The organism is Variovorax sp. P2_H12 (assembly GCF_056403395.1).
In genome coordinates, this window is the sequence record NZ_JBFUFO010000073.1 from 1 (window position 1) to 16,241 (window position 16,241).

General features: G+C 65.2%; 18 protein-coding genes and 1 pseudogene. 9 read left to right on the forward strand and 10 right to left on the reverse strand.

Annotated elements, in window-relative coordinates; genetic code table 11:
- Positions 1-84: 84 nt before the first annotated feature.
- Positions 85-627, forward strand: coding sequence for an anthranilate synthase component II (locus AC1DYK_RS34105; protein ID WP_478170328.1), 543 nt, complete (start codon positions 85-87; stop codon positions 625-627).
- Positions 628-1,053: 426 nt separating this feature from the next.
- Complete coding sequence (locus AC1DYK_RS34110) at positions 1,054-1,428, forward strand: response regulator transcription factor (RefSeq protein ID WP_478170329.1); 375 nt, start codon at positions 1,054-1,056, stop codon at positions 1,426-1,428.
- 156 nt (positions 1,429-1,584) lie between these two features.
- Here AC1DYK_RS34110 and AC1DYK_RS34115 read toward each other — a convergent pair whose 3' ends face one another.
- Positions 1,585-2,556: a tripartite tricarboxylate transporter substrate-binding protein gene (locus tag AC1DYK_RS34115; protein WP_478170330.1), complete on the reverse strand. Its 972-nt coding sequence runs from the start codon at positions 2,554-2,556 to the stop codon at positions 1,585-1,587.
- Between the two features lie 44 nt (positions 2,557-2,600).
- On the opposite strand from AC1DYK_RS34115, the gene AC1DYK_RS34120 reads away from it, so the two are divergent.
- The 7 genes from AC1DYK_RS34120 (at position 2,601) to AC1DYK_RS34150 (ending at position 7,978) form a co-directional block, all read left to right on the forward strand.
- Positions 2,601-4,433 (forward strand): sensor histidine kinase, encoded by a 1,833-nt coding sequence (locus AC1DYK_RS34120; RefSeq protein WP_478170331.1) that lies wholly within the window; start codon positions 2,601-2,603, stop codon positions 4,431-4,433.
- 133 nt (positions 4,434-4,566) lie between these two features.
- Positions 4,567-4,851, forward strand: coding sequence for a hypothetical protein (locus AC1DYK_RS34125; RefSeq protein WP_478170332.1), 285 nt, complete (start codon positions 4,567-4,569; stop codon positions 4,849-4,851).
- A 21-nt stretch (positions 4,852-4,872) separates the two neighbouring features.
- Positions 4,873-5,745: a DUF2092 domain-containing protein gene (locus AC1DYK_RS34130; protein ID WP_478170333.1), complete on the forward strand. Its 873-nt coding sequence runs from the start codon at positions 4,873-4,875 to the stop codon at positions 5,743-5,745.
- Between the two features lie 40 nt (positions 5,746-5,785).
- Positions 5,786-6,271 carry a hypothetical protein gene (locus tag AC1DYK_RS34135; RefSeq protein WP_478170334.1) on the forward strand — a complete coding sequence of 162 codons (486 nt, stop codon included), beginning with the start codon at positions 5,786-5,788 and terminating at the stop codon, positions 6,269-6,271.
- Positions 6,272-6,309: 38 nt separating this feature from the next.
- On the forward strand, positions 6,310-7,089 hold the full coding sequence (locus tag AC1DYK_RS34140) for a DUF3313 domain-containing protein (protein ID WP_478170335.1): 780 nt from the start codon (positions 6,310-6,312) through the stop codon (positions 7,087-7,089).
- Between the two features lie 146 nt (positions 7,090-7,235).
- Positions 7,236-7,559 carry a cell envelope biogenesis protein TolA gene (locus AC1DYK_RS34145; RefSeq protein WP_478170336.1) on the forward strand — a complete coding sequence of 108 codons (324 nt, stop codon included), beginning with the start codon at positions 7,236-7,238 and terminating at the stop codon, positions 7,557-7,559.
- Positions 7,560-7,576: 17 nt separating this feature from the next.
- Complete coding sequence (locus AC1DYK_RS34150; RefSeq protein WP_478170337.1) at positions 7,577-7,978, forward strand: hypothetical protein; 402 nt, start codon at positions 7,577-7,579, stop codon at positions 7,976-7,978.
- 311 nt (positions 7,979-8,289) lie between these two features.
- Here AC1DYK_RS34150 and AC1DYK_RS34155 read toward each other — a convergent pair whose 3' ends face one another.
- The 9 genes and pseudogenes from AC1DYK_RS34155 to AC1DYK_RS34195 all read right to left on the reverse strand — a co-directional run.
- Positions 8,290-8,658: a response regulator gene (locus AC1DYK_RS34155; protein WP_478170338.1), complete on the reverse strand. Its 369-nt coding sequence runs from the start codon at positions 8,656-8,658 to the stop codon at positions 8,290-8,292.
- Between the two features lie 353 nt (positions 8,659-9,011).
- The gene (locus tag AC1DYK_RS34160; protein WP_478170339.1) at positions 9,012-9,602 is read right to left on the reverse strand and encodes a hypothetical protein; all 591 of its coding nucleotides are present in this window, start codon (positions 9,600-9,602) and stop codon (positions 9,012-9,014) included.
- A 209-nt stretch (positions 9,603-9,811) separates the two neighbouring features.
- Positions 9,812-10,699, reverse strand: a complete 888-nt coding sequence (locus tag AC1DYK_RS34165; RefSeq protein ID WP_478170340.1) for a c-type cytochrome — start codon at positions 10,697-10,699, stop codon at positions 9,812-9,814.
- Positions 10,696-12,336 carry a cbb3-type cytochrome c oxidase subunit I gene (locus AC1DYK_RS34170; protein WP_478170341.1) on the reverse strand — a complete coding sequence of 547 codons (1,641 nt, stop codon included), beginning with the start codon at positions 12,334-12,336 and terminating at the stop codon, positions 10,696-10,698. Before AC1DYK_RS34170 ends, AC1DYK_RS34165 begins: the two co-directional genes overlap by 4 nt.
- On the reverse strand, positions 12,299-12,862 hold the full coding sequence (locus AC1DYK_RS34175) for a cupredoxin domain-containing protein (protein ID WP_478170342.1): 564 nt from the start codon (positions 12,860-12,862) through the stop codon (positions 12,299-12,301). The genes AC1DYK_RS34170 and AC1DYK_RS34175 overlap by 38 nt, the downstream gene beginning before the upstream one ends.
- Positions 12,855-13,073, reverse strand: coding sequence for a hypothetical protein (locus AC1DYK_RS34180; RefSeq protein ID WP_478170343.1), 219 nt, complete (start codon positions 13,071-13,073; stop codon positions 12,855-12,857). Before AC1DYK_RS34180 ends, AC1DYK_RS34175 begins: the two co-directional genes overlap by 8 nt.
- Before the next feature lie 5 nt (positions 13,074-13,078).
- Complete coding sequence (locus AC1DYK_RS34185; RefSeq protein WP_478170344.1) at positions 13,079-15,313, reverse strand: xanthine dehydrogenase family protein molybdopterin-binding subunit; 2,235 nt, start codon at positions 15,311-15,313, stop codon at positions 13,079-13,081.
- A 10-nt stretch (positions 15,314-15,323) separates the two neighbouring features.
- On the reverse strand, positions 15,324-15,794 hold the full coding sequence (locus tag AC1DYK_RS34190) for a (2Fe-2S)-binding protein (protein ID WP_478170345.1): 471 nt from the start codon (positions 15,792-15,794) through the stop codon (positions 15,324-15,326).
- Positions 15,795-15,863: 69 nt separating this feature from the next.
- Positions 15,864-16,241, reverse strand: a pseudogene (locus AC1DYK_RS34195) (arylsulfatase); the annotation flags it as partial.

Sequence of the window (16,241 nt, forward strand, 5' to 3'; positions counted from 1 at the left end):
CCCCCCCCCTACCTGATCTGAGAGTTGTGACAAATCGCTTCCAGCCGAACCATGGCTCCTCCCCAAACCCGAAAGGAGCCAGGCATGCGGACCCTCTTGATCGACAACTACGACTCGTTCACCTACAACCTCTACCAGTACCTGGCCGCCAGCAATTCACGGCCGCCCCGTGTCATCCGGAACGACGAGCTGAGCTGGCTCGAGATCGAGTCGCTCGAGTTCGACAACATCGTCATCTCCCCGGGGCCCGGCCGGCCCCAGCGCCCCGCGGATCTTGGTGTCGTCAACGACGTGCTGCGCCACACCCGCGTTCCATTGCTCGGCGTCTGTCTGGGCCACCAGGCCATCGCGCATTTCTGCGGTGCCAGGGTCGACCTGGCTGTTCGGCCCATGCATGGGCGCCTCGACCGGGTCAGCCACACCGGGCAGGACCTGTTCCGGGGCATTCACAACCCCTTCGAAGCCGTGCGATACCACTCGCTGGCCGTCACTGAACTGCCCATCGACCTGGAGCCGCTCGCCTGGACTGCCGATGGCACGCTTATGGCGCTCCGTCATCTCGCCCGGCCATGGTGGGGCGTGCAGTTCCACCCTGAGTCCCGCGGAGTTCTCTTCCTAAACTCGTAGACCCACTACGAAGGAGAGCTTGAATGACCTACTTCACCGGAATCGATGTGCGAGCATCTGCAAACCTATGTCCGAGAAGTCTGAACCGGGACCAAATGGCTCTGATGCAAAGTGTCTGGTCCTGGCCGAGATTGAAGTAGGTATTCCGATCGGTTGACCCGAGGCCAACCGCGCGCTCTAGGACGGCCGCCGCCTTCTCGTGCTTGCCCAGGTCGGACAGCACAGCGCCCAAGCAGTGAGCGCGAACACGTTCCCCCGCTGGAACGGCAGTTTTCGTGCCGACATCTGCGAAACCGTGGTGCACTGCACCAAAGGGCAATATCCAAAACCTCAATTCGGGGTTAGGTTGGTACCCTTTGGACGCTGGGAGCCAGAAGGTGCGTGGCATCGCGCTCGCGCTCCTTTGGACGGCCTCGCGTTGGAACCTTGAGCGAACCCACTGTATTCATCGTTGACGACGACGACGCTTGTCGCGACTCGATTCGCGAGTTGGTCGTTTCAGCTGGGCTCGCGGCCGCGGTCTTCAACTCCGCGCTCGACTTCCTGGCCGCCCTCGACCCCGCGTGGTGCGGCTGTTTGGTGCTCGACCTACGCATGCCGCGCATGAATGGGCTCGCGCTACAGGAACGCCTGCGCGAGATGGGCGTCAACATACCAATAGTTTTCATCAGTGGCAGCGTAGAAATTTCGACGGCTGTCCAAGCCATCAGAGACGGCGCCGTGGACTTCTTGCAGAAGCCATACCCCCAACAGCAGTTGATGGATGCCATTGACAAGGCTCTGCGTCGGACTCACACGTGATGGCGGAGGACGGATTGTTGCCCTACCTAAGGTCAGTGCGAACGCGCTCCAGAAGCCACGCTCGACCGTCCGCTGTTTGGTCGCAGCCGGTAGTAGACTGGTGATCAGCCACCTCGGCAGCCCCCCGAAAGGGTCTATGGACGCTCAAGGCTTTCTCTATTCGGCCTGAAAGCCGGACAATTTGATGATGGGCGCCCAGCGGGCGATGTCTGCATCGACGATCGCCGCAAACTCGTTGGGCGATGTGCCAGTCGGCTCGATCCCGAAATCAATCAGCTTCTGTCGCATCTTGGGCGAACGAATCGTGGTGGCCAACGCAGCCGACCACTCGTTGACGATCGCTCGTGGCGTTCCGGCAGGAGCGAAGATACCCACCCATCCGCTCGCCACAATGCCCGGGTAGCCTTGCTCTGAAAATGTCGCCACGTCGGGGAGTTGGGAAATCCGCTTCCCTCCCGACGTGGCAAGAATGCGGATGCGGCCGGCGCGGTGCAAGTCGATGAGATCGGAAACCACCGAAATGCCGCAAGGAATCGTGCCCTCGACAAGATCGATCTTCATGGGCACCAGCCCTTTGTACGGCACGTGCGTCATGTCGATTTCGATTGACTTTCCGATCATCACGCCGAGGAAGTGCGGAAGCGTTCCAGCACCTGGACTTCCGTAGAATCTCTGGGCTGGATTCTTCTTCATCCAGTCAACGAGTTGGGCGACGGACCTCGCCGGGTGCGAGTTGGGTACGGCAAGGGCGAGATCGTAGGTCGCGATCTGCGAAATGGGCTCGAAATCACGTGACGTGTAGTGGACTTCCTTGAACGACAACGGTCCGATGACCGGTACCACGATGGGAAACTGCGCGATCGTCGTGCCGTCGGGCGCAGCACGCTTCAACGCCATTGCGGCTATGCGTCCACTGGCACCTGGCCTGTTCTCGACCACGATGGTCCGTCTGAGCAGGACCCGAGCGCTCTCGGCCAGCAACTCCGCAACGGGTCGGCCCGATCCACCCTCGAACGGGAGCAGGAGCTTCGTCACGCCAGCGCTGTTGTCTTGCGCATAGGCAAGTTCTCCGGGAATGACGTGCCACGCAAGAACCAGCACGAAAAGAAAAACCCGGACTCGACGCATGCACCAGCTCCTCGAAAGACTTCGGAGAATACTATCTTTGATCAATGACTGAACCCAGCCGATCCACGCCGACGTTGCCGCCTGTGGTGTACGACCTGCTAGGCTTTGAGCGCCTCTTGTCGGCGGTGTCTGCCTCGTTCATCAATATGCCTCTGCAGGATGTCGATCGCGCCATCGAGGACTGCCTCGCGCGCATTGTTGAGGCCCTGGGCATCTGTCGATGTTCCCTTGGCCGTGTCCTGACGTTGAACGGCCGTGTTGAGATCACTCACTCGTACGCGGTGGAGGGTGCCATGCGTGCGCCCAAGTTCCTCCCAGCCCAAGTCGTGAATCCATGGCTCCTGGCGAAAGCGAGAGCCAACGAGCCAGTGGTGTTCTCCCGCCTGGATGACTTGCCGCCGGAGGCAAGCCTCGACAAGGAGACCTGGCGCAAGATCGACATGAGGTCGCACGTGATGATGCCGTTCTTCATTGGCGGTGAACTACAGGGCGCCCTCAATTTCGCCTGCGTCCGTTTTGAACGCAGTTGGCCGCCGGATCTCCTGCCGCGCCTGCGTTTGCTCGCGCAGATCTTCGGCGGCGTCGTGGCGCGACAACGTGCACAGGAAGAACTCGAGCTTGCTATCGGCTTCGAGCGGATCGCGACCAGCATCCTTGCAACGCTAGTGCTTGCAACGGCGCACAAGGCAGATCACGCGATTTCGACTGGCTTGCGCCAGATCGGCGAGTTTGCCGGTGCCGATCACGTCGCACTCCGGCTGCACTTCCGCGACGATGGTCATGAGGACGTCATTCAGCATTGGCAAGCGGACTCCATCGACCTGCCGGTGGGCTGGAATCGAGCGAGCGCGCTTCCGTGGATCAACGCCCAGACGGCAGCAGGCACGGCCGTCCGACTTGCTCGCGCCGCCGACCTGCCTCTGGAGGCTGGAGACGACGTTACAGCCATGCGTGACCTGGGCGTCCGATCGCTGCTCGTGGTGCCGATTTCCGTCTCAGGCAGCAACGCGGGTACCCTTTCCATCGCGTGTATGCAGGGCGAGCACGAGTGGCCGGATGCGCTGATGCCGGGCATTCGCCTTCTCGCCGAGGTGTTCGGTAGCGTGCACGCGCGCGAGGCATCCGAGCGTCGCAAGCTCGCTGCGGAGACTGAAGCGGCTCACTGGCGTGAACGTCTGGCGCATCGGGTTCGGATCCACACAGCCGGAGAGATGTCTGCCGCGCTCGCTCATGAAATCACTCAGCCGATCGGTGCGATCGAGAACTACGCGCTGGCGGCTCGCCGCCGGGCTGGCGAAGCAACCCCCGATCTGCCGCGGATTGTGGAACTGATTGAGAAGCTGATTGCGCAGACCAGGCGCGCCGGGGACGTCGTGGTCAGCATGCGCAACATGGCTCGGCGGCATGAACCGGATTCGAAGTCGATCGATTTGGAGCACGCGGTGAGAAAGAGCGTCCAAATGTTGAAGATGGACTGCGAACTCCGCGACATCCGCATCCGGTTTTCCTCCGCGTCTCCCCTCCCGGTGGTTTGGGTCGATGAAGTGCACCTTCAGCAGGTCGTCATGAATCTGCTGCGCAATGCCATGGAGGCGATCGAAGGTGCGCGACCTGATGGTGAAAGAGAGATCGCCATTGCAATCCGCGCCGGCGAGCGCGACGAGGTGCGGGTCGATATCGCCGACCGTGGCGTCGGCATTGCCGAAGGCGACCTGGAGCGTGTATTCGAATCCTTCTATTCGACCAAGTCGAGCGGTCTCGGCGTGGGCCTGGCGATCTGCCGCAAGCTGATCGAGGCCCACGGCGGCAAACTCTGGGCATCGCACAATCCCGGCGGCGGAGCCTCGTTGAGCTTCACGCTTCCAATTCTCCAATAGACCACGACCGAACCCACCGTATTCATCATCGATGACGACGAAGCCTATCGCGACTCGGTGCGCGAACTGGTGAACTCGATCGGCCTCGCCACCGAGGTTCACAGTTCGGCGCTGGAGTAGTGGCCGCTCGACTATGCCCATCACCGTCTATGTCGTCGATCCGCATCAGGAGGAGCGCGCATGGATCGAAGCCGCACTCATGCCGGCCGTCGCCGAGGTCAGTTGCATGCGGCAGCATGCCGAGCATGCCGAGCATGCCCGGAGGTCAAGTGAAACCGAAGTCGTGCGTGGCCGCACCTATTTCGCTGCGTGGGGCCACGGTATCGGATCGCGTGCTCGCCACGATGTTCGGCGGCCTGGGCGCCGACTACGCTTCGGGATCCTGTGCGACCTTCCGGCGTCGCGCAGGAGCGCTTGAACAACCCGAAAGAGGCGTCAAATGACCCGAGCACGACCCTTGGTCCGTCGATTCTCCATGCGCGGCCTGCTGTTCGCGACAGCGATGGCGACGGGGCTGGCTGCGCAGGCGCAGCCGGTTTCAAAGCCGGCTGCCTCGCCCGCGAGCAAGGCGGCCCTGGCGCAGGCGCCCCGGCTCGAACAGAGGGCACTCGAGTTGCTGCGCGGCATGAGCGCCGCGCTCACCGGCGCCAAGTCGCTGGGCTTCACGGCGGTGGCGAGCTACGAGAGCCCGAGCAGCGTCGGTCCTTCGCTCGTGTACGCGACCAGTTCAGAGGTGTTGCTGCAGCGGCCGGACAAGCTGCGAGTCGTGACGCTCGGCGATGGCCCGGCTTCGGAGTTCTATTACGACGGGACGACGATGACGGCCTTCGCACCCGCGGAGAATCTGGTGGCGGTCTCGCCAGCCCCTCCGACGATCGACGCGATGCTGAAGCAGGCCTTCGAGCGCGCCGCCATCTACTTCCCCTTCGCCGACATCCTGGCAGCGGATCCGTACCAAACCCTCAGCCAGGGGCTGACCCGGGCCTTCTACATCGGACCCTCGAAGGTCGTGGGCGGCACCACCACGGAAATGGTGGCGATCGCCAACGATCAGGTCTTCATGCAGATCTGGCTTGGGGCCGATGACAAGCTGCCGCGCAAGCTGCGCGCCGTATTCCGAGGCGATCCGCTGCAACTGCGCCACCAGGTCGAACTGTCGAACTGGAAACTCGATCCCGTGATTGCGGCCGAAGCCTTTGCCGCACTGAGTGTCGCCAATGCGAAGAAGATCGAGTTCGCAGCGCCCAAACCCGTGGCGGCTGCGAAGCCACCTGCCAAGCGGGTCGTCAAACCAGCGCAGGGAGTTCAGTGATGACGCGATCGCCAAGACCCTTCTTTCAGCGACGGCCGCGTTGCTGCTCGCCGCAGGATTTCATCCACAGGCCGCGGCCTGGGTCAGCGCCAACCGGTTCGGTGGCCATTCGGAAGGCGGCTTCGGCTGGGCCAGCCACACCAATCGCTGGGGCGGCACGACCACCGGCGCCTACGGCATGGGTGCGGTGCATACGACCCCCGGCGGCTTCAGCACCTATCGCCCTCCCGGGTATGGGTACGCAGGCTATGCGCCCTATCACGCGCCGGTGGCGGTTCCGTATTACCACGCGGGTTGCTACGACTGCGCGGACGCGGTGGCAGCAGGCGCGATCGTGGGGGCGGCGGCCGGCATGGCGATCGCCAATCACGCGGTGTATCCCATCGGCGTGAATTACGCCCGCCCGCCCGAGGGCGCGGTGATGGTGAACCGCTACGGCGTGGACTACTACCGCTATGGCGACAGCTGGTTCCGGCCTTTTTACGGGGCGAACGGCGTTTACTACAGCGTAGTGGGCGCACCCTGAGCTGTGGGCTTGGTTCCTTTTTCCAACAGAAAGTCAGCATGAAATTGCATCAGGTCCTTTTTCCCGCCCTGGTCTGCAGCGTCCTTGGGCTCGCGGGCTGCGCGGGGCCCGGCGCCGGCGCCAACGTCGTGGCCTCCGAGAATGCGAAGGACAAGGTTGCCAATGTGGGCTTTCTGAGCGATTCCGGAAAACTGAAATCCGTCGCCGCCACCGGTGGCCTGCTCTGCTGGCGCCAGGCCGAGGTCGACTGGAAGCGCTACGACAAGGTCTTGATCGAACGGATCCAGGTCTACATCAAGCCGACGGCCGAACAGCGGCCGATCGATCCCACCGATCTGAAGGTGCTGATCGACTATTTCCACGCGGCGCTGGTGCGAGATCTGACCCCCGAGGCGCAGATCGTCACGACGAGCGGCCCTGGCGTCCTGCGCATCCGGCTCGCCCTGACGGCGCTGGTGCCGACCAACACCGTCGAGAGCCTGGCGGGTACCGCGGTGCCCTACGGTTTCGTGGCGGAAATGGGCTCCGGTGCAGCGACCGGCCGGCCCATGGGCTCGACACCCTACATGGGACAGACCGGGCTGGAAGCGCAGTTCAGGGATGGCGCCACAGGCGCCGTCGTGGGCGAATGCGCGGACACGGAGATTGGCCTCAAGTACGCAGCCGACCTGAACAGCGGCGCCTCGACCGCGACGGAGGCCTGGCTCAATGGCTATGTCAGCTCCTTCCAAAGCTGGACCTACGCGCGAGACGCGTTCAATAAGTGGTCGGCCGTCTTCGCGCGAAGATTCAGCGAACTGCGCGCCACCGCTTCCTGAGCTTCAGACCTCTCGACGCAACACTCACGAAGCAATGAGCGGCCATCGTCTCGCCACGTACGTGTTGCTAGGTGGTTGCCGGGATGGAATTGAAGTGCGACCACGTCAGACAATGACGTTTTATCCAACAATTTGAAGAAATCGCAATGAGCAAAATCCTCGCACTCCTGATCGCCGGCCTGTTCACGGCTGGCGCCTATGCCCAAAATCCTGCGGGGGCCTCATCGCAGGAACAAGTGATCACCAACAGCAAGCCGCAAGATCGGGCCCAGTCCAAGGTCGATGCTCGGCCGCAAGGCAAGGTCAAGAAGCCGGGTGGTGACGAGGCGACGTCTGCCCAGAACGACGCCATCGGCACAGGCAAGGCAGCGGCGGCCGGACAGGCTCGCGTCAACGCACGCGAGACAAAGAATCCGAACAAGCGGCCGACCCCGAACGGCGGCACGCCTGACATGGTCGGCGCCAAGTAATCTGTGGGCACACCCGCTTGCTGGAAGCCTTGCTGACGCCCGACCCGACGCCCAGGCGATGGTGCCTTCGTCGGGATCCCCTGGCGAACGCCCTTGCTCAGCGAGCGTTCCAGATGAAAAAGCAGATCCTTGGGTCCATCGTCCTCGCCGCCGCGTCGACCGGCACGCTGGCGAATGACGACTTCGAAGGAACCTACGCAAGCGGCAATACCAAGATCGAATGGCGCGTCGGCGGCCGCCTGGGCAATGAGTTTGTGTCCAGCCTGTGTCCCGACAAGAAGTTCCGCCCTCGCACCCATGCGAGCCATTCGCACGCCGGGAAGGACTACACGATCAAGTCCGACTTCCAGTTCACCGAACTCAAGGTCACCGGTGCCAGTAAGTGCCTGCCGCCGGGAACGTACAAGCGCGCGCAGTGAACCTGGCTCCGAAGGTGAAAGAAATGCGCCTGACCTTCGACGAGAATCGCTCGGGCGAACGAGCGTTTCTCGTCGCTCGCCAACGCTTCAAGGTAGCAGTTGCTGGCCCTCTCGACCCATCCGGCCACGCCCAGAGAGGCTGAGACGAACCTCGGGCTTCGAGCGGGAGGCGGCATCTGCTCCCTTTCTGTCAGCGCGGGAATCGCGATCCTGTTTATCCGGCAGGCTTGCATCTGACGTTCCTCTGGCTGCTTCTGGCAATTGGCAAGCCTCACCAGCTACGTGGCAACGTGCTTGCAGCACTTTCGGTCTCATCTCGGATCCGAGCGCACGCGACGCACCGCGGCGCGCAGCTCGCGCACGCTGACCGGCCGTTCCAGGAAATCCGTCGCCTCCAGGCGCGCGATATCCACGGCCGTGCGAAAAGCGGTGTGCGGACCCAGGACGATCACGGGCAGTGCCACGCCCCGGCGCCTCAACTCGCGCACCAGACTGAGGGTCGCTGCCTCGTCCACATCGGCCGACGCAATCAGGCAATGACCCGAACCGCAGGGCGGCTTGGCAAGCAAGACGTCGCCGTCGTCCACGAATACGACCGCATCGGTGATCCGTCCGAGCGCCGATTCGATCCACGCGCGCTCATCCGCCTTGAATCCGACGACGTAGACGGTGGTGGACATGACTTCGGCGTCTCCCGAGGCAGTAAAGGTTGTGCTGGATCCCAGCGATGACCAGCTTCCGTGGCGATCGCCCGCTGCCGAAGCACATCGCCCAGCGCAGCGCACTTCGAGTCCGCTTCCGTTCGCCTGTACCGAACCGGACACCAATGGTGAGGCCATCAGAGCGATGCGACCATCCCGGCGACCACGGGCCATCACGTACGTGTAGACGCACGACGCGCAAACACCCTAGTCCGCCTTCGACGGCGTGATGACCTTGAAACCGGCGGCGATGGCCAGATTGTCATTGCCGAGCGCGCCGCAGGTGTATCCGGGCGGCCACCGACACTACGTACGAGATGCACGTGGCTCGCCTACTTTCCACCCAGCTCGATTTCGGGGTTCTCACCGGTGTCGTAGCGCGCCACCACGCCGGCGGGATTGAAATAGACATAGAAAAGACGCGGCATGTAGTTGTCCATGTATTGCCAACTCCAGACGACGCCATCGAACGAGGACACCCGCGTGACCTGATACGGCTTGCCATACGCGCGCAGCACATCGGGCTCGGTCCATTTGCCGATCTGAATCGGATTGTTGTAGAGCGGATTGGTCAGCATCGAGCGCACCGCGACCACCCGGCCGGCCGCATCAAGGTCGACGTTGTCGACCTGGTAGCCCGCGGGCTCGCGCGAGTACTGCAGCCGTTCGCCGCCGTCCGGCAGCGGGTAGGTGGCGCTCGGCTTGCCCAGCTGCTGCAGCGCCTGGGTGCGCGTCGAGCCAATCGGCAGGCGCGCGGGATCGGCCGCGCAGCCGGCAAGCGCGGCCCACAGGACTGTCGCCGCAACCCGTACCGTCCAATCCGCATGCATGAATGTCTCCTGCCGAAACACGAAGTCGAGGAAAACCGGCGACGCTATCGGTCGACCGGAGCGATGGCAGGCCCGAAGGCCCTTCTCGATCATGCGATCGTCGTTCAGTCGACCCGAGGGGGTCAATCCCGGCGTCCACTCAATCCACGTACGTGTACGCGCCGCGAGAAAGCCCTGCCGCTGCTTCGCACTCGCGCGCAGCCTGTCGGCAGACGCCCTGCTGGCCGTCGGGATCATCGGGGTCCTGCTCCTGGGCAAGTGGATCGCCGCGGAATCCTGTGGGCGGGCCTTCGGGGTCCTGGTCACTTCCATTCTCGGGCCGCTGCTGGTGCAGCGGTTTGCGCCCGCCATGGGGGCGGCGCTGGCCCGGCCGCGATGCGCAAGCCCGAATAGTAAAGCGCGAGGGCACTTATCTCCTGCGCGGTCAACTGGCGCGCGACGCTGCGCATCTGGGCGCTGATGTCGTTGTGCCGACGGCCCGAGGCAAGTGCCAGCAACTGCACTTCCAGGTAGGCGCGCTGCTGGCCTTGCAGGCCCGGCGCACCCGGCGTGAGCCCCATCGGACCGTGGCAGGCCGCACAGGCCGCGATGCCGCGCAGCGGATCGCCGACCTCGACCAGCCGGCGCGCGATTGCATCGGCCGCCGCGCCCGCCGCTCCGGCACCCGCAAAGGGTTCAGGCAGCGCGGCATAGTGCGCCGCGAGATCGCGCATGTCCTGGGACGACAGCGCCGAAACGTACGCACCCATCACGGAGGCATCGCGCCTGCCGCTGCGGAAATCCTCGAGCTGCTTGTAGATGGCGGCCTGGCTCTGTCCGGCGAGATTGGGGAAGATGGCGTCGGTGCCTACCCCATTGGCGCCGTGGCAGTTGTTGCAGGTGGTGGCCGCGAGCGAAGTGCCCCGGGCCGCATCGCCTGCGGCCAGGAACTGCCGCGTCGTCGCGGTCCATGCGACGTTCGAAGCCGGCGGTCCGGCTTGCACGGGCGCCTGTGGATTGCGAACCGGAAGACCGATGGCGCTGCAGATGACATCCCACAGTCCCGGCTCGCCCGGCCCCGACCCCGCAGCCTGGCTCGCAGGCAGCCAGACGAACCCCACGGCGACCGCGGCGACGAGCAGCGCCGCTGTGGTCCCGATCCACACCGCAAAGCGGGCGTCGCGAGTCGGGGGGGTGCGGGAAGCGGTCATCGCGCTTCGACCGGATAGGTCGCCACGCCGCTGCGCTGAAGGAGCAGGACCTGCGCGATCGGGTAGCCATAATTCACCACGGTCAACGCCGCCACGAGCAGGATCCAGACGCCGAAGCCGTTCAGCGATGCCGGCAATCGCGAAGGCGGACGCAGCGCCAGCGAGAACCGCAGCGGGGCCTGCGGGCTGATCGGACCGCGATGCGACGCCAGCAACCCGATCACCAGCAACAGGGTCGAGCACACCAGGATCACCCCGCCAACGGCCGAAATGCTCACCCAGATGGCCTGCGGAGCCAGCGCCGGATCGGTGAAGTCGTAGTAGGCCATGCGGCGGGGCTGGCCCATCATGCCGACCACGTGCCATGGCAGCGTCACGACCAGCATGCCGACGAACCAGCTCCACAGCTGCCACTGCATGAGCTTCGGCGCGATCGCACGGCCCGTCATCCGCGGCCACAGCTCATAGGCGATCGCGAAGTACATCGTCACGACGGAGCCGCCGTAGATCAGGTGGAAATGCGCCGTCACGAACTGCGTGTTGTGCACGGTGGCATTGAGCGCATAGCTCATATTGATGAGCCCACCCGCGCCGCCCAGGCCCAGCATGACGAGGGACAGCCCCGAGGCCAGCACGACGGGCCGGTCCCAGGGCAGTGCTGCGACCCAGCCGAAGATGCCGCGTCCGCCCCGCAGACGTCCGGCGATCTCGAGCGAGGCGCAGATGGTGAAGATCGTCAGCAAGGTCGGCACAGCGACCATCCCTGTGAATACCGCATGCAGGAACTTGAAGCCGGCGCCGACCTGCGGATCGGTGAACAGGTGATGCATGCCGATCGGCATGGAGAAGACCAGCAGTTGCAGGAACGCGATGCGGCCCATCTTGTCGCTGTACAGCCGCCCCCCCGCAGACTGCGGCAGCAGCACGTAGAACGCGATGTAGGCGGGCATCAGCCAGAAGTACACAATGGCATGCAGGGTCCAGGAGAACAGCATCCTCGCCAGCCCCGCGTCGAGCGTATCGGTCCAGCCGAATGCGTTGGGCAGGATCAGGAAGGCGATCTCCGAGCCCACCCCCAGCGAGGTCCAGGACCACAGCAGCGCGCCCGCCGTGGTGGCGAACATCGCGAGCGGAACCGGTTGCCCCGGGTGGTCGCGCTTCCAGCGCCTGAAGTGCCACACCATCAGGCCGACCCAGATCCACGAACCCGCGACCGCCAGCAAGATGCCGCCGTAGTACCAGGGGCTTCCGAGCAGCGGCGGATAGAAGGTGTAGAGCACCGTCGCCTTGCCCGCGGCGACCGTGGCCAGCGCGATCAGGGCGCCCGCGCACACCATGGCCAGGGAGGTCCAGGCGAGCCGCATGCCGTGCATCGGCCGGCCCAGTGAAACCGCGCAGACCGCATAGCCAAAGCCCATCACGATCAGGGTCGGGAATACATAGGCCAGCGTGGTGCCGTGGGCGGTGACCGCCACGTAGTAGCGCTCCGGGTCGACCCAGCGGTGCAACGGGCTGCGCACCCACATCTGCCACGCGCCCAGCGGGACGGCGACAGCGAGTGCCGAGAACGCCGCCCAGAAGTGGGCCAGCACGAGTCGACTACTGCCCTGCACAGGATGCCCTCGGCTGATGGCCATGGAGGCGTTCGAACTCGGTCCGCTCCAACACCTTGACGCGGGCCCACATCCCTTCGTGGCCCACGCTGCAATACTCATGGCAGGGCATCAGGTGATCGCCCGGCGCGTCGAAGCGCGTGCGGACCTCGGCGACATAGCCGGGTATGACCATGGTGTTTACGTTGGTCCCCGTGACGAGGAAGCCATGGACCACGTCTGGGCTCGTGACACGGAATCTGACCAGCGTCCCGGCAGGCACCACGATGCACGAAGGGACGAACGAATACTGCTGCGCGATCAGCCGTACCACCGCCGTCCGGTCGGGTTGTATGGCCGTGCCGAGATTGCTTTCCATGAACTCGCCCGACAGGTGCAGCCGACTCGCATCGATCGTCTCGACGCTGGACGGCGACATCGCGGTCCATTGCAGGCCGGAATAGACCATCACCGCGAACACCACGGCGATCACGCCCGCCACCGCCCAGGACCATCGACGCTCGGACCGGTCGATGACCCGCGCGGCCGCCAGTTCGACAGACTCAGCCAATGGAGCCTCGCGGCGCAAAGACAAAGAAGAAGAACGCGATCCAGAGCGCGAGCAGGATGAACACGGCCAGGCCGGCCACGGCCATTGCACCGCGCGGTCCCGCGGCAGCGATCGCCAGGAGCTCCTCCGGACTGCCGTGGAAGGCGACGTTCTCCGCCTGAGCGGCGGCCGAGACGTGGTCCTGCGGGTGGCGATTCGACGAGGTGTCCATGCCTTCTACTTCGGTGTGGCGCCGGCGAGCGCGGCCAGCACCGCAGCCGGCCTGAACGGCACCGAGCGCAGGCGCGCTCCCGTGGCGTCCAGCACAGCATTGGCGATCGCGGAGGGCACGGCCGACGTGGTGGGCTCGCCTGCACCCCATGGCACTTCGCCGGGCCGATCGATCAGGTCGATGGCGACCTCCGGGACATCCGGAAAGGTCAGGATCGGATAGCTGGCCCAATCGAGGCTCGTGACCGCGTCGCGGTTGAAAGTGAGCTGCTCCACGAGGGTGCGGCTCACGGTCTGCACGACGTTGCCTTCGATCTGGTTGCGCAGGCCGTCCGGGTTGATGATCTGGCCGCAGTCGTGCACGACGAACACGCGCTCGACGTGGATCTGCCCGCTGCGCCGGTCGACCGCCACGTCCGCGACCAGGCCGACGTAGGTGCGAACGAGTTCGTACTTCGCGTAGCTGACCCCACGGCCTCGTGCCAGCGGGCCGGTGTCGCGCGCGCGTGCGCCGCGGGGCTGCCACTTCGCGAACTGGCGCAGGCGCTCGAGCAATTCGAGGCCGCGCTTGTCGCTCAGATGGCGAACGCGAAACTCGAGTGGATCGATGCCGGTGGCGGCCGCGATGTCGTCGATGAAACTCTCGTTGCCGAAGGTGTTCTGCATCCGGCCGGGGGCGCGGATCCAGGCCGCCGGCAGCGGCGTGTCGTGCAACCAGTGCGCCGTCAGCTTGCTGGCGGGCAGGTCGTAGGGAATGCCCAGTCCCGGGTTGTAGGTGCCGGGGCTGTCCGGGCCCTCCTTCGGCAGGCCTGCCAGCACGGCCCCCAGCAGGGTCACGCCGGAACGCTTCATCGGGCGCTCGGGCAGGAAGATGTCGGCTTCCCATGCCGCGACCTGACCCCGAGGATCGATCCTCGCGCGATAGTCCAGCAAAGTCGGCGGACCCTTCGGGTCCCAGCCATGCTCGTCGTGCCGCATCCACTGCAGCCGCACCGGGCGCCCGATCTGCACTGCGATCAGCGCCGCCTCCGACGAGCAGTCGTCGGACCCGTTGCGGCCGTAGCATCCGGCCCCCTCGACGTAGATGCAGCGCACGCGCTCCTCGGACAGCCGCAGCATCGTGGCCAATTGCCGTCGCAGCAGGTGGCTCGCCTGCGATGGGGTCCAGACGGTGAGCGCGCCCTCCTTGAAATCGGCGACCGCGCACGACGGACCGATCGAGCCATGCGTGTTCAGCGGGAAGTCGTAGCTCGCGCGCAGCTGCCGGCCGGCGCCGGCCAGCGCAGCGGTTGGCCCGGCCGTGCTTTGCAGCACCTCGTCGCGATCGACCTTCGCGCCGCGCATCCAGGCCACGAGGCGGGCGTCGTCGGGCAGGCCCTCGCCGGCGCCCCACTTCGCCACCAGCGCGCGCGATGCACGCACGGCCGCCCATTCGTCGCTCGCCACCACGGCAAGGAAGTCGCCCCGGCGCACGGTGCGCAGGTAGCCGGGGATGCCTCGGCACGGCGTGTCGTCCCAGGATTCGAGCCTGGCGCCCACGGCCGCGGGGTGCACCATGCGCGCATGCAACATGTCCGGCACCCGGACGTCGTGCACGAATTCGAAGGTCCCGAAGATCTTGGCGGGAATGTCGAGACGGCGAACCGGCGTGCCGACGATCCGGTAGTCCTTCGGGTCCTTCGTGCGCACCTCGGGATTGACCTTCATCGACAGGCTGCGGCCCTGCAGCAGCGCCGCATAGGTGACGCCCGGGCCGCCCGCCCTCGGCGCCACGACGCCCGCCTGCACCATCAGTTGGTCCCTGGAAACGCCCAGGCGGGCCGCGGCCTGATCCAGCAGCGCCTCACGCGCCGTCGCCGCCGCCTTGCGGATCTGCATGCCGCCGGCCTGGATCGAGAGGCTCGAGTCGGTCGGATGCTGGTCGGGCGTGAGCAGGGTGTCGCCCTGGATCGTCGTGACCCGATCGAGCAGCACGTCGAGTTCCTCGGCGACGATCTGGGTGATGGCGGTGAGCGCGCCGGTGCCGAGCTCCACCTTGCCGCTGTAGAGGGTGACGCGCCCTTGCGCGTCGATCACGATGAATCCGTCGACTTCATCCGGCGAAACGGTCCTGCCGCGGACATCGCCAGCGGCTGTGGGCTCCGCCGCCCCGGTCGGAGGGTGAATCGCGAAGCTCACCGCCAGCGCGCCGCCGGCACGAAGCATCGCGCGACGGGACAGCGGGTTCTGCAAGGAGGTCATCACACGCCCTTCAGGCCTTCTGGTCGGCCACTCGCATAACCGCACGCAGGATACGAACGTGGGTGCCGCACTTGCAGAGGTTGGCGGCCAGCGCCTGGCGTACCTGCGCCTCGGTCGGATGCGGCGTGGTGGCCAGCAGGCCGGCGGCCTGCATGATCATGCCGTTGATGCAGTAGCCGCACTGCGCCGCCTGTTCGTCGACGAAGGCCTGCTGCAACGGATGCGGCTTGTCGGGCGTGCCCAGGCCTTCCAGTGTCACGATGTTCGCGCCGGCCGCGGCCGACACCGGCATCACGCAGCTGCGCAGCGGCTCGCCGTCGTAGTGCACGGTGCAGGCACCGCATTGCGCCAGGCCGCATCCGAAGTGCATGCCATGCAAGCCGAGCTGATTGCGCAACGCATAGAGCAGCGGCATGGCGGGATCGTCCGCCTGCAGCACTTCGGACTTGCCATTGACAGTCAACGCGATAGACGTGGCCACGGTTCGCTTTCGAAGATGAGCGCCTGGTCCGGCCTACCGTGCCGGAGCCAGGCGCGGGTCAATGACCGATCAATGGGCGGCGCTTGACGATTCCTGCAACTTCCGCATGAGTTCGTCCAGGTTGAACGCGGCCGGCTTCTGGCGCGGCGGAAACTTCTCGAACGCTTCCATCTGCTGCGCGACCGCGCTCTGCATCGCGTAGACGATGTAGGCGTGCGAGATGACCCAGTCCCAGTAGGTGTTCGAGTTCTCGTCGGCCCGCTCGAACGGATCGCGGCGCAGATGGAACATCTTGGGTGCCCGGTACTTGACGAAGGGCTCGAACCAGCACTGCAGCGTCTTGGCGCGCTGCTCCATCAGCACGACCTTCCAGTCGTGCATGCGGATCGCCATGATGTCCCCGTCGTCGCTGATGTAGAAGAACGACTGCCGCGGACTCTCCTGCAC

Excerpts from the sequence above, each read along its gene's own strand:
- AC1DYK_RS34115 (WP_478170330.1), bottom strand. The coding sequence starts at position 2,556 with ATGCGTCGAGTCCGGGTTTTTCTTTTCGTGCTGGTTCTTGCGTGGCAC.
- AC1DYK_RS34125 (WP_478170332.1), top strand. The coding sequence starts at position 4,567 with ATGCCCATCACCGTCTATGTCGTCGATCCGCATCAGGAGGAGCGCGCA.
- AC1DYK_RS34155 (WP_478170338.1), bottom strand. The coding sequence starts at position 8,658 with ATGTCCACCACCGTCTACGTCGTCGGATTCAAGGCGGATGAGCGCGCG.
- AC1DYK_RS34145 (WP_478170336.1), top strand. The coding sequence starts at position 7,236 with ATGAGCAAAATCCTCGCACTCCTGATCGCCGGCCTGTTCACGGCTGGC.
- AC1DYK_RS34120 (WP_478170331.1), top strand. The coding sequence starts at position 2,601 with ATGACTGAACCCAGCCGATCCACGCCGACGTTGCCGCCTGTGGTGTAC.
- AC1DYK_RS34165 (WP_478170340.1), bottom strand. The coding sequence starts at position 10,699 with ATGACCGCTTCCCGCACCCCCCCGACTCGCGACGCCCGCTTTGCGGTG.
- AC1DYK_RS34180 (WP_478170343.1), bottom strand. The coding sequence starts at position 13,073 with ATGGACACCTCGTCGAATCGCCACCCGCAGGACCACGTCTCGGCCGCC.
- AC1DYK_RS34105 (WP_478170328.1), top strand. The coding sequence starts at position 85 with ATGCGGACCCTCTTGATCGACAACTACGACTCGTTCACCTACAACCTC.
- AC1DYK_RS34185 (WP_478170344.1), bottom strand. The coding sequence starts at position 15,313 with ATGACCTCCTTGCAGAACCCGCTGTCCCGTCGCGCGATGCTTCGTGCC.
- AC1DYK_RS34170 (WP_478170341.1), bottom strand. The coding sequence starts at position 12,336 with ATGGCCATCAGCCGAGGGCATCCTGTGCAGGGCAGTAGTCGACTCGTG.
- AC1DYK_RS34130 (WP_478170333.1), top strand. The coding sequence starts at position 4,873 with ATGACCCGAGCACGACCCTTGGTCCGTCGATTCTCCATGCGCGGCCTG.
- AC1DYK_RS34140 (WP_478170335.1), top strand. The coding sequence starts at position 6,310 with ATGAAATTGCATCAGGTCCTTTTTCCCGCCCTGGTCTGCAGCGTCCTT.
- AC1DYK_RS34160 (WP_478170339.1), bottom strand. The coding sequence starts at position 9,602 with ATGATCGAGAAGGGCCTTCGGGCCTGCCATCGCTCCGGTCGACCGATA.